Here is a 26,818-nt window from a genome sequence, read left to right as displayed (position 1 = left end):
TATCTCGGCGGCGAAAAGGAAATGAAAACGGTGCCGCTCACGACCGGGTATATCAACCGGCGGGGGTTTGCGCCATGCCCGGAGCCGGACGCTGCCCGGAAGGGCAGCATCCGCCAGGCATCAGGCTGCTTTCTGCCTCAGCGCTGCGGGCAAACCGAAGATCGCCTGATCGATAAGACCCTGATCGTGGGCCGCATCGATGGTTTCCTTGAGAACCCGTTCTGCAGCAAGCGCGGCAAGTGCCGCGGCAGCCTCGCGGACTTCGGCAACAGCCGCGGATTCGGCCGCAGCGATCCGCTCTTTCGCCATCTGTTCACGCCGGCGGGCGGAAGCCTCGGCCTCTGTCAGCAAGTCGGCTGCAAGGCGTTCGGCCTCGCGACCGGCCATGGCGAGCATGTCCTTGGCCTGCGCGAGTGCGGCCTCGCGGCGGGTTTCGGCATCCTTCAGCATGGCTTCGGCTTCGGCGCGCAAACGGGAGGCTTCATCCAGTTCGCGCTGAATCTCAGCACTTCTCTGGTCGAGCATCGTGGTGATCGCCCCGACGATCTTCTTGCCGAAGAAAAAGAGGAAAATCAGGACCGCAACGGTGACCCAGAAAGTTCCCTTGTCCCACAGCGTACCGGTAAGGGCTTCATATTCCATGGTCGCTCACCCCTGGGTTGAAAGTGCCGCAATCGCCTGATCGACGCGACCAGGCTCCGCAGCCTCGCCTGTCAGGCGGTGCAGCAGGCTGGACGCGACGTCGCGCGCGATCGGAGCCAAAGCGTTGACCGCCGTACGACGTGCTGCCTCGATTTCGGCTTCGGCCGCTGAAATCTGCGCGTTGAGCCGCTCGTTCAGCGTCGCGGATTGTGCCCGGGCGCGTTCCTTTGCGGCATTCACCGCCTCGGCGATCGCACCCTGGCTCGATTCCCGCGCGTTCTGGACCGCGAGATTGAGGTCCCGCACTGCATGCTCGGCCTCCGCCTTGGCACGGCGGGCGGTTTCAAGGTCGCTTGCAATGCGGTTGTGACGGTTATCGATCACGCCGCCGATCCTGGGCAGAGCCCAGCGCGCCAGAATAAAATACAGCGCGACCATGATGACCGCCATCCACACGACCTGAGCGCCGGTCAGCGGATTGGCAAAATCCATCTGCGGCATCTTGCCTTCAGCCATGGCGACAGCCGGCGTCAGGCCCAGGGTGGTGGCAGCGAGCAGTATGATGGTTCGGCGCATCGCGTGAAGTATCCCTGCCGGTGGTTCAGGCGAACAGGATGATGAGCGCGATGACCAGCGCGTAGAGCGCGACGGCTTCAGTCAGGGCGAAGCCGAGCAGAACGTCGCGGAACATCTTGTCGCGAGCCGCCGGGTTGCGGCCGACCGCGCCAACGAAAGCGCCAAACAGGTTGCCGATACCGACGCCTGCGCCGGCAACGCCGATGGTCGCCAGACCTGCACCGACGTCGCGAGCAAGCAGAAGGGTGTCAATGGCCATAACTAGGATTCCTTTCAGTTCAAGCGGTAGCTGAGGCCGGTCAGGCCGGTGGAGTTAAAGGGATGCGCGAGGCGATCAGTGCATGTGGATCGCATCGTGCAGGTAAAGGCAGGTCAGGATCGCGAACACGTAAGCCTGTAGGAACGCGACCAGGAACTCGAGCGCTGTGAGCGCGATGTTGAGGCCGAGCGGGATGATCGCGGCGACGACGCCAACGGCACCCAGGCCCGAGACCAGCATCAGCATGAAGCCGGCGAACACTTCCCACATCACATGGCCTGCGGTGATGTTCGCGAAAAGTCGGACCGAAAGCGAAATCGGGCGCGAAAGGAAGGAAACAATTTCAATCGGGATCAGCAGCGGCAGCAGCCAGCCCGGCACGCCCGGCGGGGAGAAGAATTTCAGGAAGCCGATGCCATGATACCAGAAGCCCACCAGCGTCGAGAGGGCAAAGACGAACAGCGCAAGCGCGCCGGTGATCGCGATATGGCTGGTGAAGGCAAAGAAATACGGGAACAGGCCGAGGATGTTGCCGATCAGGATGAAGGCGAACAGGGTGAAGACGAAGGGAAAGAAGCGCTTGCCTTCCTCACCGATTGTGTCGATCACCATGTTGTGCACGAATTCATAGCTGATTTCGGCCAATCCCTGCATGCGGCCGGGAACCAGCGCGCGCTGGCGCAGCGCGATCACGAAAAGAGAGGTGACGATCACGGCGGCGAGCAGCATCATCTGGTTCGAATTGGTGAATTCGATTGCCTTGCCGAACGCACCGAAACCGGTGGTCAGCTGGAACTGCCCCAGAGCGTTGATCCCCGATTCTTGCGCCATCCGTATCCTCCGGTCAGTCCTTGTCGCCTGGCCCCATGGCCCGGAACACGTTTCGAAGCCCCGCAGCCGCGCCAATGGGCACGAAGCCAATCATGAACCAGGGTGCTGAATGAAAAAGGCGATCCAGTCCATAGCCGATCGCGACCGACACGACCAGAGACGCCACCATTTCGGCGCCCAGTCGCGTTGCGACGCTGAACGGATTGGGACCCTTGTCCTGCTGCGCGGCGCCTTTGGCGGACTTGTCTAGCCCGGCACGACTTCGCGCGGCGGCAAGGCGCTGATCGAAATCGTTTCGATCATCTGGCCCCTGAGCCGGTTCGTCACCCATTTTCACACCCTTACGCCCGCCGACAGGCGGCAGCGGTTGCTACCGATGCTGCCGTTCCAAGTCAACATATCGCGAGCGTGAAATCTATTCCGCTGCCATGGCGCCGGCGGGCTCGACCATCGCCGCCGCCGTGCCGAGATCGACCGACAGGACGCGCGAAATCCCGCGTTCCTGCATCGTGACGCCATAGAGGCGGTCCATCCGCGCCATCGTGTGGTGGTGATGGGTCACAACGATGAACCGGGTTCCGGTATCCTGGGAGATATCCTCCAGCAGGCGGCAGAAGCGTTCCACGTTCGCATCGTCGAGCGGGGCGTCGACCTCGTCGAGCACCGAGAGCGGTGCCGGATTGCAGCGAAAGACCGCGAAAATCAGCGACAGCGCGGTAAGAGCCTGCTCGCCGCCGGAAAGCAGCGACAATGTTGCGAGTTTTTTGCCCGGCGGCTCGGCGAAGATCTCGAGTCCTGCTTCAAGCGGGTCATCGGAGCCGGTGAGGGCCAGATGCGCGCGCCCGCCGCCGAACATCCGGGTGAACAGGGCCTGAAAGTGGCGGTCGATCTCGGTGAAGACGGCAGAGAGGCGCTCGCGGCCCTCCCGGTTCAGATGGCCGATCGAGCCGCGCAGCTTCGCGATTGCGCTGGTAATCTCCTCGCGGTCGCGTTCGATCGCGGCGAGACGGGTCTCGATCTCGCCGACCTCGATATCGGCGCGCAGGTTGACCGGGCCCATTTCGTCGCGTTCCCGTGTGAGGCGCTCGAACCGCTTCCGCGCCTTGTCGGCGGCGTCGGGCGACGGATCGGCCACTGCGGGCAAGGTGGGATCGACCCCCAGGCGCTCCAGCATTCTTTCGGCGACGGTGCCCCAGGCATGGTCCGCTTCGCGCACGGCGGATTCCGCGCCGATGCGGGCTTCTCGGGCGCGGGCTAGATCCTGCTCCGCGGCGCGCGCGGCGGTAGAATTCCGCCGTGCAGCGTCTTCGGCGCCGGCAAGGTCCCGCGCGGCGGCCTCGTGGTCGGATTCTGCCCCCGCCAGCTCAGTGCCAGCTTCAGCCCGTCGCTCCTGCGAGCCGCCATCCGCGCCGAGGGAATCGAGGCTGGCTTCGGCCTCGCGCAAGCGGGCAGCGAGGTCGGTGCGTCGGTCATTGGCGTCACGTGCGCGTTCGACCCAGTCCGCCTGTTCGCGGACGATCGTGTCCAGCCGGCGCCCGCGGGTTTCGGTTTCCGCCTGCAGGCGTTGAAGGGCCTGGGTCGCTTCGCTGTCGCGCCGGCGGCTCTCGGCCAGGGCTGCGCGCGCTTGCTCCAGCGCGTCGCGAAGGGTCCGGGCATCATCCAGTGTCGTGAATTCGGACTCGATCGAGCCAAGTGCAGCGCGAGCATCCTGGGCCTCGGCCTCGAATCGGGCGCGGGTTTCGGCCGCCGCAGTCTCGCGGGTGGCCAATCGCTCGGCTTCAGCCGCCAGCCTGCTCGCGGTCTCCGTTGCCGTGCGCAGATCCTTGCGGGTGCGGTCGATCGCGGATTCGGCAGAGCGGCGGGACGTACGCGCCTCCTCCTCGGTCCGCCGCGCATCGCGCTCGGCGGTTTCGGCGTCCTGCAGCGCGGCGCGTGCCGCCTCTGCACTTTCCCGCGCGCGCGCGAACTCGATGTCGAGCTGGTCCAGCCGGTTGCGCTGGGCGAGGCGGACGGCCGCTTCCGTCGGCGCGCCAGGACGGACCACGAATCCGTCCCAACGCCAGACCCCACCCTCGATCGAGACGAGGATATGCCCCGGGCGCAGCGTCGCCTGCAAAGCATCGCCGTCTTCGCCGGCCGGCAGCAGGAGAATGTGGTCAAGGGCACGTCGGAGGGCTTCGGGTGCGGTGATCGTCTCGCCGATCCGGGGTAGCGAGGCCTCGGACGTGATGGCTGGCAGGGGACGCCAGTGCCGGGCGGCGCTGGCCTGTTCACCTGCCGAGAGCTCAGCGCCCAGCGCGGCGCCAAGCGCTGTTTCCAGCCCGGCGGGAACCTTGATGCGGTCCAGGACCGGATCGGGATCGCGACCGAATTTCTGGGCGAGCAGGGCTTTCAGCGCATCGGTTTCGGCCTTGAGCCGCGTCGCCGCGCCGTCCGCTTCGGTGGCGGCGGAGCGGGCGCGGATGGCGGCGGCATGGGTCTCCGTGCGCCGGGTTTCCGCCTCCTGCACCCGGTTCTGGGCTTCGGCATAGGCGGCCTCGGCGGTTGTCACGGCCAGTTCCGCCGCCTCGCGGGCGGCTTCTGCGGCGGCAAGACGCTCGGGTGACACAAGAGCGGCCAGCGCGCTGGCATGGGCGGCTTCGGCTTCGCGGGCCCGGCGATCCGCCTGGCTGGCGGTATTGCGGGCCTGGGTCAGCCGGGTTTCCAGTGCCTGACGCTCGGCCTGGGCGCGGGCAGCGGCTTCCGTTGCTTGCTGGGTTGCGGCGTCGCACCGCGCGAGGGCGGCCGAAGCGGCCTCGGCCTCGCGCCGTGCCTGATCGAGTCGGGCGGGAGCCAGTTCGTGATCGGCGGCGAGTTGCGACCGCTCTGCCTCCAGCCGAATTGCGGCGGCTTCGGCGTCGTGGGCAATCCGTTCGGCGCCGGCGTGGTCCTTTCGCAGGGTCGCCACCCGCGCTTCGGCTTCCTGCCGAGCCGCTTCGAGACGCGCAATCTCGGCATCGATCTGCTCGGCGAGGATCCGTGCGCGCTCGAGACGCGTCCGCGTTTCCGCTTCGCGCGCGCGCAAGGAGGGCAGCGCGTCGTTCTGCGAGGTCTCGCGGCTTAGCACCTCGTCACGGATCCGCTCGGCGCGGCCGACCGCGGCGTCGGCTTCGGCGAAGTGCGCGCGCGCAGCATGGCGGCGGCGCTCCGCAAGCTCTCGCTCGATGGCGAGATATTCGGCTTCGGCGTCGCGGATCAGCCCCGAGATATTCCGGTAGCGATTGGCCTGCCGGGCCTGCTTGCGCAACTCGGCGAGACGGGACTCCTGCTGGGCGCGCAGGTCGTCGGCCCTTAGCAAGTTCTGCTCGGCTGCCCGCAGCTTGAGTTCGGCTTCGTGCCGGCGGGCGTGCAGGCCGGTGATGCCGGCGGCTTCCTCGAGCAGGGCGCGCCGCTCGTCCGGGCGGGCATTTACCAAGGCGGAGACCCGGCCCTGGCTGATCATCGCGGAATTGCGGGCGCCGGAGGCGAGGTCGGCGAACAGGGTCGCGACATCACGTGCCCGGACTTCGCGGCCGTTGACCCGATACGAACTGCCGCTGCCGCGCTCGATCTTGCGCGAGACCTGGAGTTCCGGCTCGTTCTGGAACGGAACCGGGGCGAGGCCACCCGTGTCGGTCAGGGTGATGGATACTTCGGCGAGATTTCGCGCGGCACGCGCCATTGTGCCGGCGAAAATTACGTCTTCCATCTCGCCGCCGCGCAGGGACTTTGCGCTGGCCTCACCCATCGCCCAGCGCAGCGCGTCGACTACGTTCGACTTGCCGCAGCCGTTCGGCCCGATGATGCCGGTCAGCCCAGGCAGGATGTCGATCGTGGTCGGATCGGCGAAACTCTTGAACCCGCTGATCCGCAGGCGGGCGAAACGCGCGGGCAAGCCGGACCTACGCGGCCTTGAGCCAGGAGGAGAAGGTGTCGAACGACACAGCGCCCTCCCGCTTGCGGCCGTTGATGATGAAGGTGGGGGTCGAATTGACCTTGTAGGTCTTTTCCGCCTCGTTCAGCTCCTTGAGGACGAAGGCGCGCAGCTTCTTGTTCGCAATGGCGGCGTCGAACGTCGCGCGATCCATGCCGGCGAGGGCGGCGTAGCGGAACAGCGCGTTCTGGTAATCCTTGGGCGTTTTCAGGTCCGGCGCGTAGGCCCATTCATCTTGCGTGCGGAAAAGTTCGGAGATGAAGGGAAAATACGCCCTTGACGGCAGTGTGCGGGCGATCTGGGCTGCCCACAGAGCGTCCTCGTTTAGCGGGAAATCCTTGAACACGTAATACGCCTTACCCGGCTTCACGTAGGTTTCGATGACCTTGGGCAGCGCATGCGTGGCGAATTCGGCGCAATGCGGGCAGTTGAGGGAGAAATATTCGTAGATTTTGATAGGGGCGTCGGGATTGCCGAGGCTGCGCGCCGTGTAGGGGGAATCGGTGGCCGCTCCGGCTGCTGCTGCCGGAAATGATGTTCCGATGCCACCGGCGCTCACAAGTCCAGCCACCATACCTAGTAGCGAACGACGATCCATAGCAAAAAATCCTCTATATGTTGTGTAGCTGAAACGCGCGACATCGTCGAGCGGAAACGGCGCCAGCTGATGCCTGAATAGCGGAACACCCATATCGTGACGAGAGCAAGGCGGCGTGAATTCGCGCAAGAATGATTTTGTCCCGCACGATGGCCTTGCGGACGTTGCCAAGGCTGCCGCCTCCGCTATACCGGCGGCATGAATCTAAAGGATCACATCCGCGGGATCCCCGATTTTCCGAAGCCGGGCATCCTGTTCTACGATATTTCCACGCTCATTCGCCATGCCGATGCGTGGCAGGTGGCGATGGGGCGTCTCGCCAATGTGGTTCGGGCATATCACCCGGATATGCTTGCGGGTGTGGAAAGCCGCGGCTTCATTCTTGCGGCGCCGCTCGCCCTCAAGCTGGGGTGCGGGTTCATCATGCTCCGCAAGCGCGGCAAACTGCCGGGTCCGACTGTTGGCTATGATTATGATCTCGAATACGGCACCGACCGCATCGAGATCCAGGCCGACGCCGTCCAGCCGGGGCAGCGGGTCGTCGTCGTCGATGACCTGCTGGCGACGGGAGGCACGATGGCGGCTGGCATAAATCTGTTGCGGAATGTCGGCGCCACGGTGCCGGCCGCGGCGGCGCTCATCGAACTGGAGTTCCTGAAAGGACGGGATCGTCTTGACGTGCCGTTCGAAGCTCTTGTCAGCTACGACCGTTAGGTCCGGGTCGAGAGGTTTGGCAGGGTGAGGCGCCGGTTCATCCTCGGCGCACTTGGCGCGACATTGGCGGGGGCAACTCCCGGGATATCGTCCGCCGCGGGCAGCATCGCGCCGACTGGCACGATCTTCGCCGATACGTCGGATCGTGACTATCGTATTTTGGTGGGGGGCTTGCCCGGCGGGAGGATCGACCGCTGGGCTCATGCGATTTCGCTCGGGGTTCAAGCCATCCTCTCGCCGGACGCTCTCTTGCGGGTTCAAACTGCGGGGGGACGGGACGGCGTTACTGGCGCAAACCGGCTGCAGGCCCTTGTCGCGGCGGACGGCCATACCGGAGCGCTGCTCCCTGGCGCAGCTCCGATCGCTTATCTGACGGGCGACCCGCGCGTTCATTTCCGGCCGGGGGAGTGGATTCCCATTCTTGCCGGGATCAATCCTGGCGTGATTGTGGTGCGTGGCGGGCTAGCAAGGCTCGCGCAGCCCAGCCCCCTCCGCCTGGCCGCAGCGGCGCCGGAAAGTCCTGATCTGGCAGCGATTTTGGCGTTCGAGCGGCTTGGCGTGCCGATTTCGCCGATTTTCGGACTTCGCGACATATCGGCGGTCGCACGAGCATTCAGGCTCGGCGAGGCAGATGCGGTATTGCTCGCTGGAGAAGACATTCCGGCGGATATGGCCTCCCTGCAGGCGGCGAACGGTAGCGCGATCTGCACGCTGGGCAGCTCCGATCAGGCTGGCGGGACAAGGCGGGAGCAGCGCTTTCCCGCCTTGCCGACGGTTGAGGAACTCGCCTCGTCCCGCAGGGTGGCAACACTGCCCGCGCCGCTTGAACGCGCCTATCAGGCGGTAGTGGCCGCAAGCCGGCTGGATTTCATCCTGATCCTGCCGCGCCTGACGCCCGCAGTATCGGTCGCGCTATGGCGCCAGGCCGCGCTGGGGGCGATCGGCCAGCCTGCCCTTCAGTCTGCGGCGGCGGCGAGTGCGATTGCCCTCACGGTGGACAGCGCCGGTCTCGCCCTCGCGCCGATCACGGCTCCGCCGGACGCACTTCTGGCGCTGCGGCAATTTCTGTTCACGCGGTTTGGCTGGCGGCCGAACTGATGCCGATCTCACCGGTAACCGGCGACTGAATGGCGAAGGGTGCCACCCGTTTCGTGTGCAATGAATGCGGCGCAGTGGCCCCGAAATGGGCGGGCCGGTGCGAAGCTTGCGGCGCCTGGAACACCCTTGAGCCGCAAACGGTCATTCCAACCGGCACGGGGCGCAAGGCACCGGTTCAGACCGGCCGGGGAATCGATTTCGTCGGGCTGGCGGGAGAGACGCCTCCGCCGCCGCGAATTCCGCTTGGGATCGACGAGTTTGATCGCGTGCTCGGGGGCGGGATGGTGCCGGCCTCCGTCATTCTGGTGGGCGGCGATCCGGGAATCGGCAAGTCTACCCTGCTTTTGCAGGCCGCGGCCCGTCTCGCCGCCTCCGGCCAGCGGGTGCTGTATGTTTCCGGAGAGGAATCGGTTGCGCAGATCAGGCTGCGGGCCGAACGGCTCGACCTCAAGGCGGCGCCGGTTAACCTGGCCTCCGCGACAGTTCTCGCCGACATACTCGGTTCATTGCGCGCCGAGACCAATGTCGCACTCGTCGTGATCGACAGTATCCAGACCATCTGGGACGAGACCATCGAATCGGCTCCCGGCACCGTGAGCCAGGTGCGCGCGAATGCCTTTGCCCTGATCCAGGCGGCAAAGACGCAGGGTTTCGCGCTGATGCTGGTCGGACATGTCACCAAGGAAGGCGCGCTCGCGGGGCCGCGTGTACTCGAGCACATGGTCGATGTTGTGCTGCATTTCGAGGGTGATCGTGGTCACCAGTTCCGCATTTTGCGCGGCGCGAAAAACCGGTTCGGCGCCACCGATGAGATCGGCGTATTTGAAATGACCGGGGGTGGTTTGGCCGAGGTTGCCAACCCATCCGCCCTTTTTCTTGCCGAGCGGCACGGCAATGTCACGGGCAGCGCTGTGCTTGCGGGTCTGGAGGGGTCACGGCCGGTCTTGATGGAGGTGCAGGCGCTGCTCTCGGCCAACGGGGCGGGGTCAGCTCGGCGCTCGGTGATCGGGTGGGACCAGGGCCGGCTGTCGATGCTGCTGGCTGTTCTCGATGCACGCTGCGGCCTGAAGCTTGGCGGTCACGACGTGTATCTCAATATCGCCGGCGGATTGCGCGTATCCGAGCCGGCCGCGGATCTTGCTGTCGCCGCCGCCCTCATTTCGGCGGCCAGCGGAGTGCCGGCCGATCCGCAGACGGTCTTCTTTGGCGAGATCGGCCTGTCTGGCGAATTGCGCCAGGTGGCGCAGGCGGAATTGCGGTTGAAGGAGGCGGTCAAGCTCGGCTTCGCAAGAGCCGTGCTGCCGCGCCGTGTGGCTGGCGGACAAAGGCGGCTGATGTCGCCGGATGGCATGTCATTGGTCGAATACGGACATTTGAGCGATCTTGTTGCGGCCATGGGTAGTGAGGGTGGCAGCAGGGCGGAGGAGGAATTATGACTTGGGCTGATGGTGTTGGGATTGCTATCGTGTTGCTTTCTGGCCTGCTCGCTTTGGCCCGAGGCTTCGTGCGGGAGGTTCTGGGGATTGGCGCCTGGATCGGAGCTGGTGCGGCTGCATTCCTTCTCTATCCCGATATCGAGCCGCAGATCACCGGGATTGTGGGGAATCCGAAACTCGTGCTGCCGGCTTCGGTTGGTATTGTGTTCATCGTTGTGCTCATCGTGCTGTCGATCCTGAGTGCTTGGCTCGGATCGCTCGTGCGGGACTCTGCCCTTTCGGGCATCGATCGCACGCTTGGTCTGGCCTTTGGCATTGTACGCGGCGGTGTGATCGTGTGCCTTGCCTATATCGGCCTGTCGATTTTCCTGCAGCCGCCTGAATGGCCTGCTGCAATCCGGCATGCGCGGTTCCTGAATTACGCCGAGAACGGCTCTGCATTTCTGGTGGCGTTTCTGCCGCCAGCCTACAGGCCCCATGTCGACAACCTCAGTCCGGAACCGTCCATGCCGTCCGCTCAGCCGAATTCCGCCGCGGGCGTGACAGGACCCAGCCAATAGATGCCGGCATGGTTTGGTCCTCGACAGGGCAGGACCGAGGCATTATGTGACAAGCTCCGGTCGCAAGGGGATCAAGCGGCGTGATACAATCCGAAAATCAAATGACTGCTGGCGATGACGACAAGTTGCACGAGGAGTGCGGTGTCGTTGGCGTCTGGAACGTCGCCGACGCTGCCGCGATCACGGCGCTCGGCCTGCACGCGCTCCAGCATCGCGGCCAGGAGGCGACGGGCATCGTCACGCATGACGGCGTCCGCTTTCATGCCCATAAGGGTATAGGCCTCGTCGGTGACAATTATGGTGACGCCAAGGTCATGGCCGGTCTGCCGGGAACCCGCGCAATCGGCCACAATCGCTATGCAACGACCGGCGCCACGCTACTGCGGAATGTCCAGCCGTTGTTCGCGGAATTCGAATTCGGTGGCCTGGCGGTTGGCCATAACGGCAATCTGACCAACGCCCATACGCTGAAGCGGACCTTGGTGCGGCGCGGTTGCCTGTTCCAGTCCACGACCGATTCCGAAGTGTTCGTTCATCTGATTGCCATCAGCCTCTATGCAACCGTGCTCGACCGTCTGATCGACGCGGTGAAGCAAGTCCAGGGGGCTTATTCGCTGGTCGCGCTGACCAATGACCTGCTGATCGGCGTTCGTGATCCTTTGGGTGTCCGTCCGCTGGTTCTTGGCCGCACGCATGGGGCTGACGGTAGCGGTCCCGGCTGGGTGCTGGCTTCGGAAAGCTGCGCGCTTGAGATGGTCGGCGCCGAATTCGTGCGCGATATCGAGCCGGGCGAGATCGTGGCGATCGATCGCAACGGCGTGCGGAGCCTCAAGCCGTTCGTGCCGCAAAAGCCGCGATTCTGCGTTTTTGAATATATTTACTTCGCTCGGCCGGATTCGGTTGTCGATGGAAAGTCGGTTTACGAGGCGCGCAAGCGTATTGGCAGCCAGCTTGCCGAGGAATCCCCTGTCGAGGCCGATCTGATCGTCCCTGTCCCCGATTCCGGCGTGCCGGCCGCGATGGGTTATGCCGAACGGAGCGGTATCCCGTTCGAACTCGGCATTATCCGCAATCACTATGTGGGGCGGACGTTCATCGAGCCGACCGACCAGATTCGCCATCTTGGCGTGCGGCTGAAGCATTCGGCCAACCGGCCGGCGCTTGAGGGCAAGCGCGTTGTGCTGGTGGACGATTCGATCGTGCGCGGCACCACGTCGAAGAAGATTGTGGAGATGGTGCGCGCGGCCGGCGCGCGCGAGGTTCATATGCGGATATCCTCGCCGCCGACCACGCATTCCTGCTTCTACGGCATCGATACGCCAGAGCGCGCGAAACTGCTTGCAGCTCGCAACAGTGAGGCGGAGATGGCCGCGCTGATCGGCGTCGACAGTCTGGCATTCATCTCGATCGACGGGCTTTATCGCGCCCTGGGCCATAGCGGGCGCGACCCGGAAGCGCCGGCCTATTGCGATGCCTGTTTCAGTGGCGATTATCCGATCCCGTTGACAGATCATGCCGAGCCGAGAGATCCTCAACACTCGCTTCTGGCCGAGCTGGCCTGATTGCCGTTGGGCTGGATTTCCGGGCATGAAAGTGTTGGAGGGGATCAAAGCCATGATGAGCTTGATGAAAACGCGAATGCCGACGCCTGCTGAGGCGCTGCCAGGTCGCGCGACGCCAATAGCCGGTCCCGAATTCCACCATGTCAGCGGTGCGCGGCTGGCCGGACCTTATCCCCAGGGAACGGAAACCGCGATTTTCGGTCTTGGCTGCTTTTGGGGCGCCGAACGTAAATTCTGGCAGGTGCCGGGCGTTGTGGTGACCGCTGTCGGCTATGCAGGCGGATTCACGCCCAACCCGACCTATGAGGAAGTCTGTTCGGGTCGCACGGGCCATGCAGAGGTCGTTCTTGTCGTTTTCGACCCGAAGGTGACTTCGTTCCAGGCTCTGTTGAAGGTGTTCTGGGAAAATCACGATCCGACGCAAGGCATGCGCCAGGGTGCTGATATCGGCACGCAATATCGCTCGATCGTTTGTGCGGCATCGGATGAGCAGTTGCGTCTCGCTGAAGAAGCCCGCGCTTCTTACCAGCCGGCGCTTTCTGCGGCCGGATTTGGCACGATCACCACGGAAATTGTTCCGGCGTCCCCCTTCTTTTTTGCCGAGGCCTATCATCAGCAATATCTGGCCAAGAACCCGAACGGTTATTGCGGGCTTGGCGGCACGGGTGTGGGTTGCCCCGGCGGGGTCATGTCTGCCTTGTAAAGAAGTATCCGGTCAGATGTTTCCATCTGACCGGATGTCTTGCCATGGCAAGGTAATCAATGCGCTCGTTACTCAAGCCGGCGCAAAGGTCTCAGTGAACCGATACCGGCGCAAGTTCATGCTGGACGATGGCGGCGCGGGCGACGTTATTGTCGGCTGCGATCGCCATCGGCACGCCGTTGGCAGCGAACACACCGAAGGCCGGGCCTGAAGGCGTCATGATCGGGCGGACGTAAGCGATTTCCTCAAGGCCGAGTTCGGCGAGCTGCGATTCGGTGATCTGATGCGGATCGAGAAACGCCTGGAACGGGGCATCTTCGGTGATGCCGTCATGGGTCTTGATGTTCATGTCAGGAACCCTCCTGGAGTTCACGGCCAACCACGCGCGATGCAATCGCGTCGCTGTCGAGCGTGCGTGCCGTGCTGGCGCCATTCTGGCCGCCTGCACCTTTCTTGATGGCGATCGTGCGGATTTTTGCTTCCGGTAGCGGTCGTGCGAGGTCGATATGCAGGAGCCCGTTGTCGAGCCATGCTCCCTTGACCTCGATGCCCTCGGCAAGAACGAAAGCCCGCTGGAACTGCCGTGCAGCAATCCCGCGATGCAGGAAGATACGTCCCTGCATGTCGTCGTTCTGACGGCCACGGATCACCAGTTGATTGTCTTCCTGTGTGATCTGGAGATCATCCATCGTGAACCCGGCGACAGCGATCGTGATCCGCAGGCTCGTCGAACTGAGTTGTTCGATGTTGTAGGGAGGGTATCCCTCCGACGAGGCCTTTGCGGCACGTTCAATCACCTGCTCAAGATGATCGAAGCCCAGAAACAGGGGCGAAGTGAAAACGCGAGTGGTCAAAGCCTCCTCCTTTCGAGCGAGACAAGCGAAACCCGGACGGCGTTTCGCACCCCCGAAATGGGTATAAATCGCGGCCAATGCAAGTACCGATTGATCGGGCGGGGCGGCGGCGCTACATGCCGCGCATGAGTGTGACGACCGATATTGCCGATGCCGGAATCCCCGAAATCCTGATCGTGCCCGACAAGCGACTGCGCATGAAGGCGCGCCGGGTTGTCGGCGCCGACCGGAGTGAGGTCGCTGAACTGGTGCCGCGGATGTTTGCCGCCATGTATCGCGCGCCGGGCATCGGTCTTGCCGCCCCGCAAATCGGCGTGTCGCTGCGCCTGGTGGTGATGGATCTGGCGCCGGACGGCCAGAAGCAGCCCATCGTCATGATCAACCCGGAGATCACCACCCGCAGCGACGAACTTGTCTCGCGTGAGGAGGGCTGCCTGTCGTTGCCGGGACAGTATGCCGAGGTGATCCGGCCGGGGCGGATCAGCGTGTCGTTCGAGGACGAGGGCGGCAAGAAGCGGCTGCTCGATGCTGATGGACTTCTGGCCGCCTGTATCCAGCACGAGATCGACCATCTGGATGGCGTCCTGTTCGTTGACCATCTCTCGGCGCTCAAGCGGAACATGATTCTGCGCAAGCTGGCGAAGGATCTGCGCGAAAAGGCAGCCCGAAAGCCGACGCGCTGATGCGCGTTGCGTTCATGGGTTCGCCGGGATTTGCCGTCCCGGCGCTGATGGCGCTGCATGCGGCGGGGCATGATGTGGTGGCGGTGTATTGTCAGCCGCCGCGTCCGGTCGGGCGAGGGCATCGCATCCGCAAATGCCCTGTTCACGAGGCGGCCGATCAACTCGGCCTGACGGTGCGGACGCCGGAGCGCCTGCGTCGCGATGACGCAGAAAGAGCCTATTTCCGTGGCCTCGATCTCGATGTTGCCGTTGTCGCCGCGTATGGCCAGATCCTGCCCGCGGACATGCTGGCCGCGCCGCGGCGGGGCTGCATCAATATCCATGCCAGCCTGTTGCCGCGCTGGCGCGGCGCCGCGCCGATCCACGCCGCGGTGCTGGCGGGGGATACGCAGACCGGTGTTACCATCATGCAGATGGACGAAGGGTTGGATACCGGTGCGATGCTATTGGCCGAGTCGCTGCCGATCGGCCCGGAGGATACGACGGCGGATCTGCATGACAGGCTCGCTGCCCTTGGCGCCCGCTTGATCCTCAAGGCTTTGCAAGCGGATTGCATCCCGGTGCCGCAGCCGGAAATCGGGGCGACCTATGCCCCGAAACTGTCAAAGGCGGATGCCGTGATCGACTGGTCCACGCCGGCAGCGGCCATTCTGCGGCGAATCCGGGCATTCCAGCCCTGGCCTGGCACTGAGACTCGCCTGGACGGCGAGACGCTCAAGATCCTGCGTGCGGACGCCGCAGAAGGGCAGGGTGAGCCGGGAACGGTGCTCGACGATCGGCTGACCATTGCCTGCGGCGAGGCAGCAATCCGGCTGACGCTGGTGCAACGCGCTGGACGCGCCGCCATGCCCGCGGAGGCATTTCTGCGTGGGCACTCGGTGGGTATCGGGACGCGTCTCGGGTGACACGCTGGGCTCTCCGGCTTGAATATGACGGCAGGGGATTTGTCGGCTGGCAGCGTCAGCAGAATGGATTGTCCGTGCAGGAGGTGCTGGAGACCGCAGCGTCTCGGCTATGCGGTAGCGGCACTGCTGAAAGCGTTGTCGCGGGTCGCACGGATGCGGGGGTGCATGCCGCCGGGCAGGTTGCGGCTCTTGAATTGCCGGACCAGTTCGACGCGCGGGCGGTGCGCGAGGCGCTGAATTTCCATATGAAACCGCATGCCGTAGTGGTGCTTGCCGCAGCGCCGGTATTGTGGGCGGACTGGAGTCCGCGCTTTTCGGCGATCGGACGCTCATATCGCTACCTGATCCTCAATCGAGCAGCCCGGCCGGCCTTGCAGGAGGGCTTCGTCTGGCATGTGAAGGTGCCGCTCGATGTTTCGGCGATGCACGAAGCGGCCCAGTCCCTCCTGGGCCGGCATGACTTCACCAGTTTCCGGGCTAGTGCGTGCCAGGCGAAGTCGCCGCTGCGTACGCTCGATCGGCTCGACGTGATGCGGGATGGCGACATGGTGGTGATCGAGACGGACGCGCGCAGCTTTCTGCATCATCAGGTGCGGAACATGGTGGGCACGCTCAAGCTGGTGGGGGATGGGCGCTGGCCAGTCGGCCGGGTGGCCGAGGCTCTTGCTGCGCGCGATCGTGCCGCCGCCGGGCCGACTGCGCCGCCGGAGGGATTGTCCCTGGTCGCGGTCCGCTACGAGGCTGATCCATTCGTGGGGACCTGATCGTGGGGAACTGAAGGGCCGGGCGCTTGTTCTGTTGCTTTGGCAGCCCGATATCGTCTAGAGCAATAAAGCTAATTTCTATTTGCGTCCACAACGACAGGAGACCGACATAGCCAGACTACCTGCTCCGCCGAGCCCGCCAAACCGCGATGGCCCGCGCGTCAATGAAGATATTCGTGTGCCCCAGGTCCGCTTGATCGACCAGGAGGGCGAAATGCTCGGTGTGATGAGCACGAGAGAGGCGCAGCGCCGCGCCGGCGAGGTTGGGCTCGACCTTGTCGAGATCAGTCCGAATGCTGATCCTCCTGTCTGTAAGCTGCTCGATTACGGCAAGTTCAAATACGAGCAGCAAAAGAAGAAAAACGAGGCGCGCAAGAAGCAGAAAGTGATCGAGATCAAAGAGATCAAGGTCCGCCCGAATATCGACGAGAACGATTATCAGGTGAAGCTGCGCGCCATGAAAAGCTTCATCGGCGAAGGCGACAAGGTCAAGGTCACGCTTCGTTTCCGTGGCCGAGAAATGGCTCATCAGGAGCTTGGTGTGAAGGTGCTGGAACGTATCCGTGTTGACATGGAGACGGATACCAAAGTCGAGCAGATGCCGAAGATGGAAAACCGGCAGATGATCATGGTGCTCAGCCCGCGCTGAGCACCCGGTCCGCATCATGCTGGGATTCGTGACGGGGCTGACCGCGGAAGCCAGCCTCCTGCATGGCATGGACGCAAAGGTCGCCGTTGGCGGTGGAACGCCGGAAGGGGCAACTCGTGCAGCGCGATCGCTGGCACGGGATAGCTCGGTTTCGGCGATCATCAGTTTCGGTCTTGCAGGCGGGCTGGATCCAGGTTCTGCGGCGGGCGACTTGCTCATCCCAAGGCGGATACTCGATGCTGCCGGCACTGCTTTTCCATGTGACAACCGGCTTGCGGACATTTTCGGCGGGGTGACCGCTGACGCCATGATCGGCGGCGGGAAGGTTGCCGTTACTCCCCAAGACAAGATGATGCTCTTCGCATCCACCGGTGCGGTCGCGATCGATCTCGAATCCGCGGCCGTTGCACGCGTTGCCCTGGAGCATGGCCTCGGGTTTGCCGTTCTGCGGGCTGTCGCCGATCCTGCCGGACGGCATCTGCCGCCGGCAGCGCTTCTCGCACTCGGCACGGATGGCCGTATCCAGCTTGGTCAGGTCGTGAGGAGTGTTTTGCGCCAGCCCGCCCAGATCCCGCAGCTGCTTGCGCTGGCCCGCGAGGCTGCCGCCGCGCGGCGCGCCCTGAAGCGCGCTTTGCAGGCTTACAGATCGAGCGTCAGCGCCACAGGGACGTGATCGGAACCGCGTTCCCAGTCTCGGGCATCCTGAAGAATGGCGTACCGGGTCAGCTTGCCTGACAGGTCCGCCGAAACCCAGATGTGATCCAGGCGCCGGCCACGGTTTGACGCTCGCCAATCCCGGTTCCGGTACGACCACCAGGTAAAAAGCTTCTGATCATCGGGCACGAAATGCCGGATGGCGTCGATGAAGCCTTCGCGCCGCCACGCGTTCAACCCTTCGGTTTCCGCAGCGGTATGACTGACGACGCCCAGCAATTGCTTGTGGCTCCAGACATCGTTTTCCAGCGGCGCGATGTTCAGATCCCCGACCAGGATTGCGCGGTGTGGGCGGTTGGCCGCGAAATGGGCACGGGTTTCGGCGATGAAATCCAGCTTGTGGCCGTATTTCGGGTTCTCCTCGCGGTCAGGAATGTCGCCACCGGCCGGAACATAGAAATTGTGCACCACAAGCGGTTCCGACCCGGTTTCGACCCGGGCGGCGAGGTGCCGGCAATCGGATTTCATGCACCAGTCGGGCGTCTCTTCGAGCGTCTCAAGCGGGAGCCGAGAGAGAATGGCGACACCGTTATAACCTTTCATGCCGCGCTTGAGCACGTGAGGCAGGCCAAGCGCGGCGCCTAAATCGTCGGGGAAGAGTTCGTCAGGTACTTTCGTTTCCTGCAGGCAGATGATGTCGGGCATCGCCAGTTCGTTCAGGCGGTGCAGCAGATCGCGGCGGAGCCTGACAGAATTGATGTTCCAGGTCGCGATGGTCAGTTGTGTCATGCGAGCGTGAATTCGAGCTGGCCGACACCGTCAATGACCCCGGCGATTCGATCGCCGCGGCGCAGTTGACCGACCCCATCCGGCGTTCCGGTGAAGATCAGGTCGCCGGGCATCAGTTCCACGAGGCTGGAGAGACAAGCGATGATATCGGCAACGGGCCATATCATGTCGGATAGGTCGCCGTTCTGACGCTGTTCGCCGTTGACGGTGAGGGAGATGCGGCCCGAAGCAGGATGACCAACGCGCGATGAGGGGGCAATTGGGCCGACCGGGGCGGAATGGTCGAACCCTTTGCTCATGTCCCATGGACGGCGAAGCGATTTTGCTTCGTCCTGAAGATCCCGGCGGGTGAGATCCACGCCCGCGGCATATCCGTAGACGTGATCAAGGGCGGCGCCGGGCGGAATATCCTTGCCGCCCGAGCCGAGAGCGACAACCAGTTCCATCTCGTGATGAAGGTTGTCCGTGGCGGAGGGGAAGGGAACGGAATCGCCCACGACGATCGCATCGGCGGGCTTTGTGAAGAAGAACGGCGGCTCGCGGTTTGGATCTCCGCCCATCTCGCGGGTGTGGGCGGCATAGTTTCGCCCGACGCAGAAAATCCGCCGGATTGGAAAATATCCTCCGCCAGCGACTGGCACGGCCGGTGTGGCTGGAGGGGCGATCACGAAGTCGAGCATGTCCGTTTCCTACTTTTCCTGCGAGCGATCAGCCTGCTTTATCCACTGCCGCACCGAAGCTTTCAAATATGCGGCGCGACGCTGCATCATGCTCGAAATCATATTCGGGGTGCCATTGCACACCGACGAGATAGCCCGCTCCCGTGCCGGTGACCGCTTCGATGGTGCCATCGGTTGCGCGAGCCTCTACCAGCAGGCCCGGAGCCAGCCGGTCTATCCCCTGATTGTGGAGGGAATTGACAGAAAGAGCTTCGCTTTTGACGATCCGCGCGAGCTGGCCACCGGAGCGCAAGATGACATGATGAGCTTTCCCGGTCCTGACCGGCCCGTGTGGCTGCATGGGTGTCGAGTGGTCGATTCTTCCCGGCAGGTCCTGCAGGCGCTGGTGCAGAGTGCCGCCGAGAGCAACGTTAAGCTCCTGAAGGCCACGACAGATTGCCAGGACCGGCAAGCCCCGTTCGATGGCACCGCGCACGAGGGGCAGCGTCACGAGGTCCCGCTCGGGGTCCTCGGGCGCATCTTCAGGCGGTTGCGGCGGTCCGCCATAGAATACGGCAGCGACGTTGCTGCGGCTGCCGGTCAGGATCAGTCCATCGAGCCGGTCCAGAAGCGTATCGATATGCGCCCGATCGCCGTTTGCTGGAATGAGCAGAGGCATCCCCCCAACCACGAAATCGACGGCGCGGACATAGGTATCCGAGGCAGCGTGATTGACCATGCCGTAAATGCCAAAGAGCTTGCGGCAGCACGAAATGCCGATCAGTTTTGATGAGCGGGAGATCATGACCGGGTTGTCGCAAATCCGGCGTCCCCTGTCAGCATCGCTCTCCGGACTGCCAGAGTTGCACCCACAATGGCGGCCGTATCACGGGAGGTCAGTTCGAATTGAAGCCCGGGATGAACTCGAATGTCTTGTCGGGGAAGGGGGGGGCTTTTTTAAGGTCATATAAGCTGACTTGAGTAACGCGATCCTGGGCGTCGGTGATCCGCCATTGCCGCAATTCGATCGGATTGGTGGAGAATACGAGGGTGATATGCCCCTGAGATTCCTTCCCGACCCTTGCCAAGGTGACCTGGATCTCACCGGGCGGGGTGGTCACCCGCAGCAATTTCACGTCACCGTCGAAACGGATGTGTTTTGACAGCAGAATGCCGAGCGGCGTGGAGGCCAGCGGGATATTGCTTGTCTGGTTCAGTTCGGGATCGTGATAGACAAGCAAGCCAAAGCCGGCAACCAGGAGTTGTGGATTCGGCTTGTCGTATTGGAACCGCATTTTGCCGGGACGCTGGACAATCGCAGTGCCCGTGCGAACTGATCCGTCAGGGCCAACCTGCATGAAGTGCGCGGTTACGGTTTTCAGGCCATTCAGATAAGTCAGAACTGCCGTAAGGGTTTTTTGCGTATGGTCCGGCAGTGCCGTTGCTGCGTGCGCTTGGATGCCTGACGCGGTGAGGAAGGCAACAGCAAAGCCTAATAGCCCGCGCCGATCGATCATCTAATTCCACTCTTCCACTCAGTTGGGTGCCGCCGAACAGCGGTTGGTTTGCTCTGAATGTCGTGGTTCGTCCATCGCCAATTCACTCATCACGGAACGGATATCCCGCAAAAACGCTGAGCCCTTGGTTGTACGCTGAACCAGTACGCTACGACGGTCGGCTGGATCAACCTTCCTGCGGGCAAGGTCAAGATCGGACAGCCGGTCGAGGGCGCGCGTGATTGCCGGCTTTGAAACATTCAGTTGGTTCGCGAGGCCACGCACGGTGTGAGCGTCTTCATCGAGATAGCAGGTGAGAAAAACACCGAGCTGACGGGCCGATAGATCGACGCCTTCGCGCCTGACGAGAGCGACGATCGTATCACGGAAAATCTCCACCAGTCCTTCTGCATCCATACGCTGTCTCATGACACAATTTCCTTCCGGCTACCCGGCATTCTGATCACCAGAAGACACTGGCGTTGCATCGTCTAGCTTGAACTTTCGTTACGAAAGATCACATCGATGTTCGCCAACTTTCCAGCAGGTTGATCGAAGGTCAAGTGTGAACGTCGAAGTTAATTCTCAAGATATTGAAACATGAAAACATTGCAATTCCGTTGCTGTATATTATTTAATTACCTACAAATTATTAGGATCGTTCGCTAACCGATATACTGGCCAAATATTCAATAGCGCCAACCGTCGCCATTAGCGACTGGGCTTCTCCTCCTTCCGGTTTTCCCGGTGTAGTTGAATCGTTCCACGCATAGGTATCGATATGAGCCCAGGCTATGCCTGCGGGGACAAAGCGTTTGAGGAAGAGAGCCGCCACGATTGCTCCGGAGAAGGGTTTCGGTGCAACCGTATTCATGTCGGCGATTTTGCTGTGCAGCCACGACTCGTAGCCATGCCAAAGGGGCAACTGCCACAAAGGGTCATGTGCAGCAGTACCGGAGGCAATCAATGCATCCGCGAGCCTGTCGTCATTCGCGAAAAGTGCGGGCAATTCAGGCCCGAGTGCGACACGCGCGGCTCCTGTCAGCGTTGCAAAATCGATCAGCCAGTCCGGTTTTGCATCCGCCGCATCGGTTAGCAGATCCGCCAGGACCAGTCTGCCCTCTGCATCGGTGTTTCCAACCTCCACAGTTAGGCCTGCCCGTGTGGCCAGTACGTCCAACGGACGCATGGCGTGTCCTGAAACACTATTTTCAACGCATCCGATCCGTACTTCGAGCCTCACCGGGAGGTCGAGCGCCATGATGGCCTGCGCGACGCCCAGGGTTATTGCCGCGCCACCCATGTCCTTTTTCATGCGCAACATCGCCGCGCTGGGCTTGAGATCGTAGCCGCCCGAATCGAAACACACGCCCTTGCCGCAAAGTGAGATCAAGGGATGCGAAGGGTTCTCCCCCCAACTGAATTGGAGGATTTCCGGCTTGCGGTCCGACCCTGCCCCCACAGCGTGGAGTGCCGGGTAGCCGCTTGCAAGTTCAGCACCGCGAATCCGCCTGGATCGCGCGCCATGGCGCCTCGCCAGCGCTTCCCCCGCGTCGGCGAGTTCCGCAGGCCCCAGATGATTGGCTGGCATGTTGACGAGATCCCGGGCGAAACAAACCGCCTCGGCAAGACGCTTGGCCCGGTCTGGTGCGTTCTGCACGCTAATGTGTGGTAGCTTCGCGTCTGGCTTGCGGAAGCGGTCGAACCGGTATGCGCCTAGCGTGATGCCGAGATATGCCTCGCCGGGATCATAACTCCCAGGCAATAGGGTCCAGTCGATACCGTTCGGCAGTTTCTTGTGCAGGTCGCCAAATGTTGCCGGACCCGGATGGTCACCAAGCCCCAAGACGGCTCGCGATATCCCCTCCGGGCTTGGCAGCAACACGACGGATGCGGCCTTGCCCGAGAAATCTTGCGCACGCAGATAGGCAGCTTCCGTTTCATTCAGGTCGGTGAGGAAATGTTCGATTTCCCCAGGTCTCAGCGCATGGACCGAAAGGCTTGAACGCGAGTTGATATCTGGCGAATTGGGCTGGGCGGGCATAAGAGGCTCCTCGATGCGCAACGGGCTGTCATGATATCACTATCGACAATCGGGACTTTACCGCGGTTTGGATGCGATACTTTCCGATAGCTGGTGATCCCTTTTGGCATTGTATCATCCCATCCCGGCAAAATCTTTGAACGGCTGTATCGCAAGTTGTCCACGCGTATAGACGTGGCAAATCGGTTTTGTTCAATTGTTTACAGGAGTTCGCCATGTTGTTTTGAGTTGAAAGATTAGTTTGCAATATCAGTCGCTTATCTGTCCGATCCCGGGTTGCCATAAAATTCCCCGGCCGACTTGACTATCGCTTGAAGCCAAGAGGCTTCGAATTCGTTCACAGAGTTATCCACAGTCTTGCCGCACTGACAGGCCACCATAATGCCCGATCCCCAAACGCCCCCCAAAGGGGTCGACATCATTGCGGCCGCTCTGGGGTCGCTGCCGGCAGCGCCGGGCGTCTACCGGATGCTCGATCGCGACGGTAGTGCCCTCTACGTGGGCAAGGCCCGCAGCCTGAAGAGACGTGTGACGACCTACACGCAGGTCGCCCGGTTGCCGGAGCGGCTGCGGCGCATGGTTTCGGAGACTGTGAGCGTCGAGATCATCACGACGCACACGGAGGCCGAGGCTTTGCTTCTCGAAGCAAATCTCATCAAAAAGCTGCGTCCGAAGTTCAATATCCTGCTTCGAGACGACAAGTCCTATCCGTGGCTGATGATCACCGAGGAGGGCGAGTTTCCCCAACTCGTCAAGCACAGAGGTGCTCGGACGCGAAAGGGGCGGTATTGGGGACCATTTGCCTCCGCCTGGTCTGTGAACCAGACAATCCAGGCGCTGCAGCGGGTGTTTCTGCTTCGCACATGCGCAGACTCCGTTTTCGCCAACCGCTCCCGACCCTGCCTGCTTTATCAGATCAAACGATGCTCCGCCCCATGCGTCGGGCGCATAGACGCCGAGGCCTATGGTGCGCTGGTGCGGCAGGCGAGCGATTTTCTCTCAGGCCGCGCCGGTACAGTTCAGCGTGATCTGGCTGCGGAAATGCAGGCAGCGTCTGAGTCCATGGAGTATGAGAGGGCCGCTGCAATCCGGGATCGAATTCGCGGTCTTGCACATATAAGCGGTGACGATGTGATCAACCCCGAAACGGTTGGGGATGCCGATGTCATCGCAATCCATCAGGCTGCAGGCCAGTCTTGTGTCCAGGTCTTTTTCATCCGCGGCGGACGAAACTACGGGAATCGAAGTTTCTTTCCCACTCATGCTCAGGGGGCAGTCGCTGGTGACGTGATCGGTGCGTTTATCACCCAGTTCTATGACGACAAGATTCCGCCGCCTCTGATCCTGCTCAGCACCGCCGTTACCCAGGCGGGACTGCTGCGGGACGCTCTCAGTCTCAAGGCAGGGCATAAGGTCGAGATGGCTGTTCCCCAACGTGGGGAGAAGCGGCAGGTTGTCGATCATGCCGCCACCAATGCCCGCGAAGCCCTGGAACGAAAGCTCGCCGAATCTGCTGGCCAGGAAAAGCTCCTGTCCGCCACAGCTTCGTTGTTCGGGCTTGAGGCTTCGCCGCAGCGCGTCGAGATCTACGACAACTCGCATATCATGGGCACCAATGCCTATGGCGTGATGGTCGTTGCCGGGCCTGAAGGGTTCGTGAAGTCAGCCTACCGGCGTTTCGCCATCAAGGGGCCCGTCACCCCCGGAGATGACTTTGCCATGATGCGGGAAGTTCTGACGCGTCGCTTCGCGCGCGCGCAGGCAGATGATCCGCTGCGTGAAGAAGGCTCCTGGCCGGATCTGGTCGTCATCGATGGTGGGCAGGGGCAACTCTCGTCGGCGTGCGCTGTGCTCGATGAACTCGGTATCGTCGATATTCCGCTTGTAGCGATTGCCAAGGGACCGGACAGGGATGCCGGGCGTGAGTGGTTTCATTTGCCGGAGCGTGCCCCGTTTCAACTGCCGCCGCGCCATCCCGTACTCTATTTCCTGCAAAGGTTGAGAGACGAGGCCCATCGGTATGCAATCACGACCCATAGAGCCGGAAGGAGCCGCAAAATAACGACAAGCGAACTCGACGGTATTCCTGGTATTGGCGCAGCCCGTAAACGCGCCCTGCTTAATCATTTTGGGTCCGCAAGAGGCGTTCGCCAGGCAGGCTTGAAAGATCTCGAGGCGGTGGCGGGGATCAATCGCGCAACTGCTCGACTGATTTATGGGTATTTCAACCCTGATGCCCAGTTGCCTGGCACCATCCTCAGGGGGGCAAAAATTAATGAAACGTAAATTTTATATAGAATCAACTTAAAGTTTAATATATACACAACCTCAGGATTATATGGCTGTTCGGCTGAATCTTGAGGGGCAAAAATGTCTGACACGATTACCGGGAGCCAGGCGACAGAGATCTCGCTTTCATCAACTCAGTATGCTGACCCGGTTACAGTAACGGGCAATTTTGCCGTGGCATCGGGAAACGCGATTGTCGCACCGGCGGTGTGGACCATTGATGTCGCGGGGAGTCTCGTGGCGCCGTCTGGCGAAGGTATCGTTCTGTATGAAGGCGGCCAGATCGATAATTCAGGACTGATTTCTGGAGCGTTTGGCGCAATACAATCCACAACGGGTCGCGCTTTTGGCATTCAGAATAATGCACTGGCCACGATAGTCAGTTCAAGCTCGATTGCGGTCAAATTGAGTGGCGATGTAACGGGCAGTTCGCTTCTGAATGCAGGCATGATTACTGCCGGAAACGGTGGCATTGGACTGGAGATTGGAGCGGCAAGCGCGATAAATCTTGTTGGAGCCCTGATACAGGGGGGTAGCGTCGGTGTAGAACTCAATAATGTCGCTGAATTGACCAATCTGGGGACAATTGACGGAGCGACAGGCATTCTGGTGCCAAGTGGCCAGAATTATGTTGATATTATTCAAGGAGGTATGGTCAGTGCAAGCTCGGGGGCTGCCATATCCTTTGCTTCAGGTGTTGCGGCAACCCCGACAGATATATTGACAATTTTGCCCGGCGCCACCTTTGATGGCCTTGTCTATGGCGGATCGGTTGCCGATCTCGTGTTTGGTGGGAACGTTGCCGGAACATTTTCCGATCCATCGGCGGAATTTCTACAATTCAGCACCGTTTCGATTGCTGCAGGCGCAAATTGGCAGTTTTCTGGCAGCTCGACCATTTTGGCCCCATTTGTAAATGATGGAACGATAGTTATTTCATCAGGAACAAATTTAGATTTTAATACTATCGCATCTGGTACTGGTATTATCGATCTGGCTGGCGGGAATGTTACTTTTTCAAATAATGTTACCTCTGGAATGTTAATCGATTTTACAGGTTCAGGTTCAAATGTCGTTTTAAACCAGGCGCACCCGTTTTCCGGTACTATTGGAGGGTTCTCTGCCGGCGATACAATTGACATAACGGGTTACGGACAGACCCAGCAGGTCAGCGGTTCTGTGACAGGCAATGTTCTGACACTCAACGATGGGCAAACGCCGTACCAGATTACATTCTCAACAGCGCCGGGTTCACTGGCCGTCCAGGCTGTCAGTGGGACCAATCCGAAAACCGTAGAGATCGTTGTTCCATGTTTCAGGCAAGGCACCCGGCTGTTGACCCCGGACGGATTGCGGCTGGTGGAAACCTTGTGCGAAGGGGACCACGTCATTACCCGTACCGGAGATCGTCACAAGATTATCTGGCATGGACAGCGGCGGGTGGATTGCCGCAGGCACCGGTCGCCAGAGTTGGTCCTGCCGGTTCTGATCGAGAAGGATGCCTTCGGCTCTGGCCAACCATGCCGGGATCTTTATCTCTCACCGGACCATGCGATCTGGATTGATGGATACCTGATCGAGATCAAAAAATTGATCAATGGACTTTCGATACGACAGGTATCCGTGCCGAGTGTAACGTATCATCATATCGAGCTTGAAAATCATGATGTAATTTTGGCTGAAATGCTGCCGGTTGAGACTTACCTTGATTGTGGAAACCGGAACCAATTTTCTGATGGTATTAATTATATCACGTTGTTTGCTAACTTTAATCCTCCTTTTCGCGATCCGGTACACGTTTGCGCACCCGTAATCGACGGTGGGCCCCATCTCGCTCGCATCAGGACTGTTTTGCAATACCGGCTTGTCGCGCGCGGTTTTCGGCAGATACCGGGCCATTTCCAAGTCTGTGTAAGCGGCAAGGCTCTTGTGCCAGACAGCAGTGCCGCTCCAATGAGTGTGTATCGGTTGCCACATGGAACCCATAGGGTCGCGATCATATCTGACGTGCACCCCTGATTGGTACCGTTCAGAAGTAGAGTCCTTTGCTTTGATGGCTGAGGGTTGATGTGATGGCAACGGGGTTGGGGGCATGCCCCCA

Annotated in this window: 28 protein-coding genes; 13 read left to right on the top strand and 15 right to left on the bottom strand. The window is 61.6% G+C overall.

The window, feature by feature from the left end; translation table 11 throughout:
- Positions 1–120: 120 nt before the first annotated feature.
- The 7 genes from B7Z76_RS11370 to B7Z76_RS11340 form a co-directional block, all read right to left on the bottom strand.
- Positions 121–642, bottom strand: coding sequence for an ATP synthase F0 subunit B (locus B7Z76_RS11370; protein WP_291344019.1), 522 nt, complete (start codon positions 640–642; stop codon positions 121–123).
- Positions 643–648: 6 nt separating this feature from the next.
- Entirely contained in the window at positions 649–1,218 is a 570-nt protein-coding gene (locus tag B7Z76_RS11365) for a F0F1 ATP synthase subunit B (protein ID WP_291344018.1), read from the bottom strand.
- 25 nt (positions 1,219–1,243) lie between these two features.
- Positions 1,244–1,477, bottom strand: coding sequence for an ATP synthase subunit C (locus tag B7Z76_RS11360; protein ID WP_007422333.1), 234 nt, complete (start codon positions 1,475–1,477; stop codon positions 1,244–1,246).
- A gap of 75 nt (positions 1,478–1,552) precedes the next feature.
- Positions 1,553–2,308 (bottom strand): F0F1 ATP synthase subunit A, encoded by a 756-nt coding sequence (locus B7Z76_RS11355; protein WP_291344016.1) that lies wholly within the window; start codon positions 2,306–2,308, stop codon positions 1,553–1,555.
- Between the two features lie 13 nt (positions 2,309–2,321).
- Entirely contained in the window at positions 2,322–2,639 is a 318-nt protein-coding gene (locus B7Z76_RS11350) for an AtpZ/AtpI family protein (RefSeq protein ID WP_174502714.1), read from the bottom strand.
- 84 nt (positions 2,640–2,723) lie between these two features.
- On the bottom strand, positions 2,724–6,221 hold the full coding sequence (smc, locus tag B7Z76_RS11345) for a chromosome segregation protein SMC (protein ID WP_291344013.1): 3,498 nt from the start codon (positions 6,219–6,221) through the stop codon (positions 2,724–2,726).
- A 7-nt stretch (positions 6,222–6,228) separates the two neighbouring features.
- Positions 6,229–6,987, bottom strand: coding sequence for a DsbA family protein (locus tag B7Z76_RS11340; RefSeq protein ID WP_291344011.1), 759 nt, complete (start codon positions 6,985–6,987; stop codon positions 6,229–6,231).
- A gap of 69 nt (positions 6,988–7,056) precedes the next feature.
- Here B7Z76_RS11340 and B7Z76_RS11335 point away from each other — a divergent pair, with 69 nt between their 5' ends.
- From B7Z76_RS11335 to msrA, 6 genes are all read left to right on the top strand, one after another.
- Positions 7,057–7,572, top strand: coding sequence for an adenine phosphoribosyltransferase (locus B7Z76_RS11335; protein ID WP_174502711.1), 516 nt, complete (start codon positions 7,057–7,059; stop codon positions 7,570–7,572).
- Between the two features lie 24 nt (positions 7,573–7,596).
- The gene (locus B7Z76_RS11330; RefSeq protein WP_291344008.1) at positions 7,597–8,670 is read left to right on the top strand and encodes a hypothetical protein; all 1,074 of its coding nucleotides are present in this window, start codon (positions 7,597–7,599) and stop codon (positions 8,668–8,670) included.
- Between the two features lie 29 nt (positions 8,671–8,699).
- A complete protein-coding gene (radA, locus tag B7Z76_RS11325) occupies positions 8,700–10,106 on the top strand; it encodes a DNA repair protein RadA (RefSeq protein WP_291344007.1) in 1,407 nt (468 codons plus the stop codon).
- Positions 10,103–10,666 (top strand): CvpA family protein, encoded by a 564-nt coding sequence (locus B7Z76_RS11320; RefSeq protein ID WP_291344006.1) that lies wholly within the window; start codon positions 10,103–10,105, stop codon positions 10,664–10,666. Before radA ends, B7Z76_RS11320 begins: the two co-directional genes overlap by 4 nt.
- A gap of 101 nt (positions 10,667–10,767) precedes the next feature.
- Positions 10,768–12,228: an amidophosphoribosyltransferase gene (gene purF / locus B7Z76_RS11315; RefSeq protein ID WP_236656248.1), complete on the top strand. Its 1,461-nt coding sequence runs from the start codon at positions 10,768–10,770 to the stop codon at positions 12,226–12,228.
- A 25-nt stretch (positions 12,229–12,253) separates the two neighbouring features.
- Entirely contained in the window at positions 12,254–12,931 is a 678-nt protein-coding gene (gene msrA / locus B7Z76_RS11310; RefSeq protein WP_291344003.1) for a peptide-methionine (S)-S-oxide reductase MsrA, read from the top strand.
- A gap of 91 nt (positions 12,932–13,022) precedes the next feature.
- On the opposite strand, the gene B7Z76_RS11305 is transcribed toward msrA, so the two are convergent.
- Together B7Z76_RS11305 and B7Z76_RS11300 are read right to left on the bottom strand one after the other, a co-directional pair.
- The gene (locus B7Z76_RS11305; RefSeq protein ID WP_291344001.1) at positions 13,023–13,280 is read right to left on the bottom strand and encodes a DUF1150 family protein; all 258 of its coding nucleotides are present in this window, start codon (positions 13,278–13,280) and stop codon (positions 13,023–13,025) included.
- 1 nt (position 13,281) lies between these two features.
- Complete coding sequence (locus tag B7Z76_RS11300) at positions 13,282–13,785, bottom strand: Hsp20 family protein (RefSeq protein ID WP_174502704.1); 504 nt, start codon at positions 13,783–13,785, stop codon at positions 13,282–13,284.
- A 116-nt stretch (positions 13,786–13,901) separates the two neighbouring features.
- On the opposite strand from B7Z76_RS11300, the gene def reads away from it, so the two are divergent.
- The 5 genes from def to B7Z76_RS11275 all read left to right on the top strand — a co-directional run bounded on the left by def (position 13,902) and on the right by B7Z76_RS11275 (position 17,459).
- Positions 13,902–14,468 carry a peptide deformylase gene (gene def, locus B7Z76_RS11295; protein WP_291344042.1) on the top strand — a complete coding sequence of 189 codons (567 nt, stop codon included), beginning with the start codon at positions 13,902–13,904 and terminating at the stop codon, positions 14,466–14,468.
- Positions 14,468–15,373: a methionyl-tRNA formyltransferase gene (fmt, locus tag B7Z76_RS11290; protein ID WP_174502702.1), complete on the top strand. Its 906-nt coding sequence runs from the start codon at positions 14,468–14,470 to the stop codon at positions 15,371–15,373. Before def ends, fmt begins: the two co-directional genes overlap by 1 nt.
- Positions 15,370–16,137, top strand: a complete 768-nt coding sequence (gene truA, locus B7Z76_RS11285; protein ID WP_174502701.1) for a tRNA pseudouridine(38-40) synthase TruA — start codon at positions 15,370–15,372, stop codon at positions 16,135–16,137. Before fmt ends, truA begins: the two co-directional genes overlap by 4 nt.
- 109 nt (positions 16,138–16,246) lie before the next feature.
- Positions 16,247–16,786 (top strand): translation initiation factor IF-3, encoded by a 540-nt coding sequence (infC, locus tag B7Z76_RS11280; protein ID WP_174504769.1) that lies wholly within the window; start codon positions 16,247–16,249, stop codon positions 16,784–16,786.
- 16 nt (positions 16,787–16,802) lie between these two features.
- Positions 16,803–17,459: a hypothetical protein gene (locus B7Z76_RS11275; RefSeq protein WP_291343999.1), complete on the top strand. Its 657-nt coding sequence runs from the start codon at positions 16,803–16,805 to the stop codon at positions 17,457–17,459.
- On the opposite strand, the gene B7Z76_RS11270 is transcribed toward B7Z76_RS11275, so the two are convergent.
- From B7Z76_RS11270 to B7Z76_RS11245, 6 genes are all read right to left on the bottom strand, one after another.
- Positions 17,426–18,229: an exodeoxyribonuclease III gene (locus B7Z76_RS11270; RefSeq protein WP_174502699.1), complete on the bottom strand. Its 804-nt coding sequence runs from the start codon at positions 18,227–18,229 to the stop codon at positions 17,426–17,428. The two genes, B7Z76_RS11275 and B7Z76_RS11270, sit on opposite strands and share 34 nt — an antisense overlap.
- Positions 18,226–18,909, bottom strand: a complete 684-nt coding sequence (locus B7Z76_RS11265) for a fumarylacetoacetate hydrolase family protein (protein WP_291343996.1) — start codon at positions 18,907–18,909, stop codon at positions 18,226–18,228. The genes B7Z76_RS11270 and B7Z76_RS11265 overlap by 4 nt, the downstream gene beginning before the upstream one ends.
- Before the next feature lie 28 nt (positions 18,910–18,937).
- A complete protein-coding gene (locus tag B7Z76_RS11260; RefSeq protein ID WP_291343994.1) occupies positions 18,938–19,693 on the bottom strand; it encodes a gamma-glutamyl-gamma-aminobutyrate hydrolase family protein in 756 nt (251 codons plus the stop codon).
- A 91-nt stretch (positions 19,694–19,784) separates the two neighbouring features.
- On the bottom strand, positions 19,785–20,405 hold the full coding sequence (locus tag B7Z76_RS11255; protein WP_291343992.1) for an outer membrane lipoprotein carrier protein LolA: 621 nt from the start codon (positions 20,403–20,405) through the stop codon (positions 19,785–19,787).
- Positions 20,406–20,423: 18 nt separating this feature from the next.
- On the bottom strand, positions 20,424–20,813 hold the full coding sequence (locus tag B7Z76_RS11250; protein WP_174502695.1) for a MarR family transcriptional regulator: 390 nt from the start codon (positions 20,811–20,813) through the stop codon (positions 20,424–20,426).
- Positions 20,814–21,036: 223 nt separating this feature from the next.
- A complete protein-coding gene (locus tag B7Z76_RS11245) occupies positions 21,037–22,428 on the bottom strand; it encodes a M17 family metallopeptidase (RefSeq protein ID WP_291343989.1) in 1,392 nt (463 codons plus the stop codon).
- 381 nt (positions 22,429–22,809) lie between these two features.
- Here B7Z76_RS11245 and uvrC point away from each other — a divergent pair, with 381 nt between their 5' ends.
- On the top strand, positions 22,810–24,714 hold the full coding sequence (uvrC, locus tag B7Z76_RS11240; RefSeq protein ID WP_291343987.1) for an excinuclease ABC subunit UvrC: 1,905 nt from the start codon (positions 22,810–22,812) through the stop codon (positions 24,712–24,714).
- Positions 24,715–24,798: 84 nt separating this feature from the next.
- Positions 24,799–26,736 carry a Hint domain-containing protein gene (locus B7Z76_RS11235; protein WP_291343985.1) on the top strand — a complete coding sequence of 646 codons (1,938 nt, stop codon included), beginning with the start codon at positions 24,799–24,801 and terminating at the stop codon, positions 26,734–26,736.
- Positions 26,737–26,818 lie beyond the last annotated feature (82 nt).

Origin of the sequence: Acidiphilium sp. 20-67-58 (assembly GCF_002255515.1) — a bacterium.
Lineage (GTDB): Bacteria > Pseudomonadota > Alphaproteobacteria > Acetobacterales > Acetobacteraceae > Acidiphilium.
This window is presented reverse-complemented; position numbering and strand designations above follow the sequence as displayed.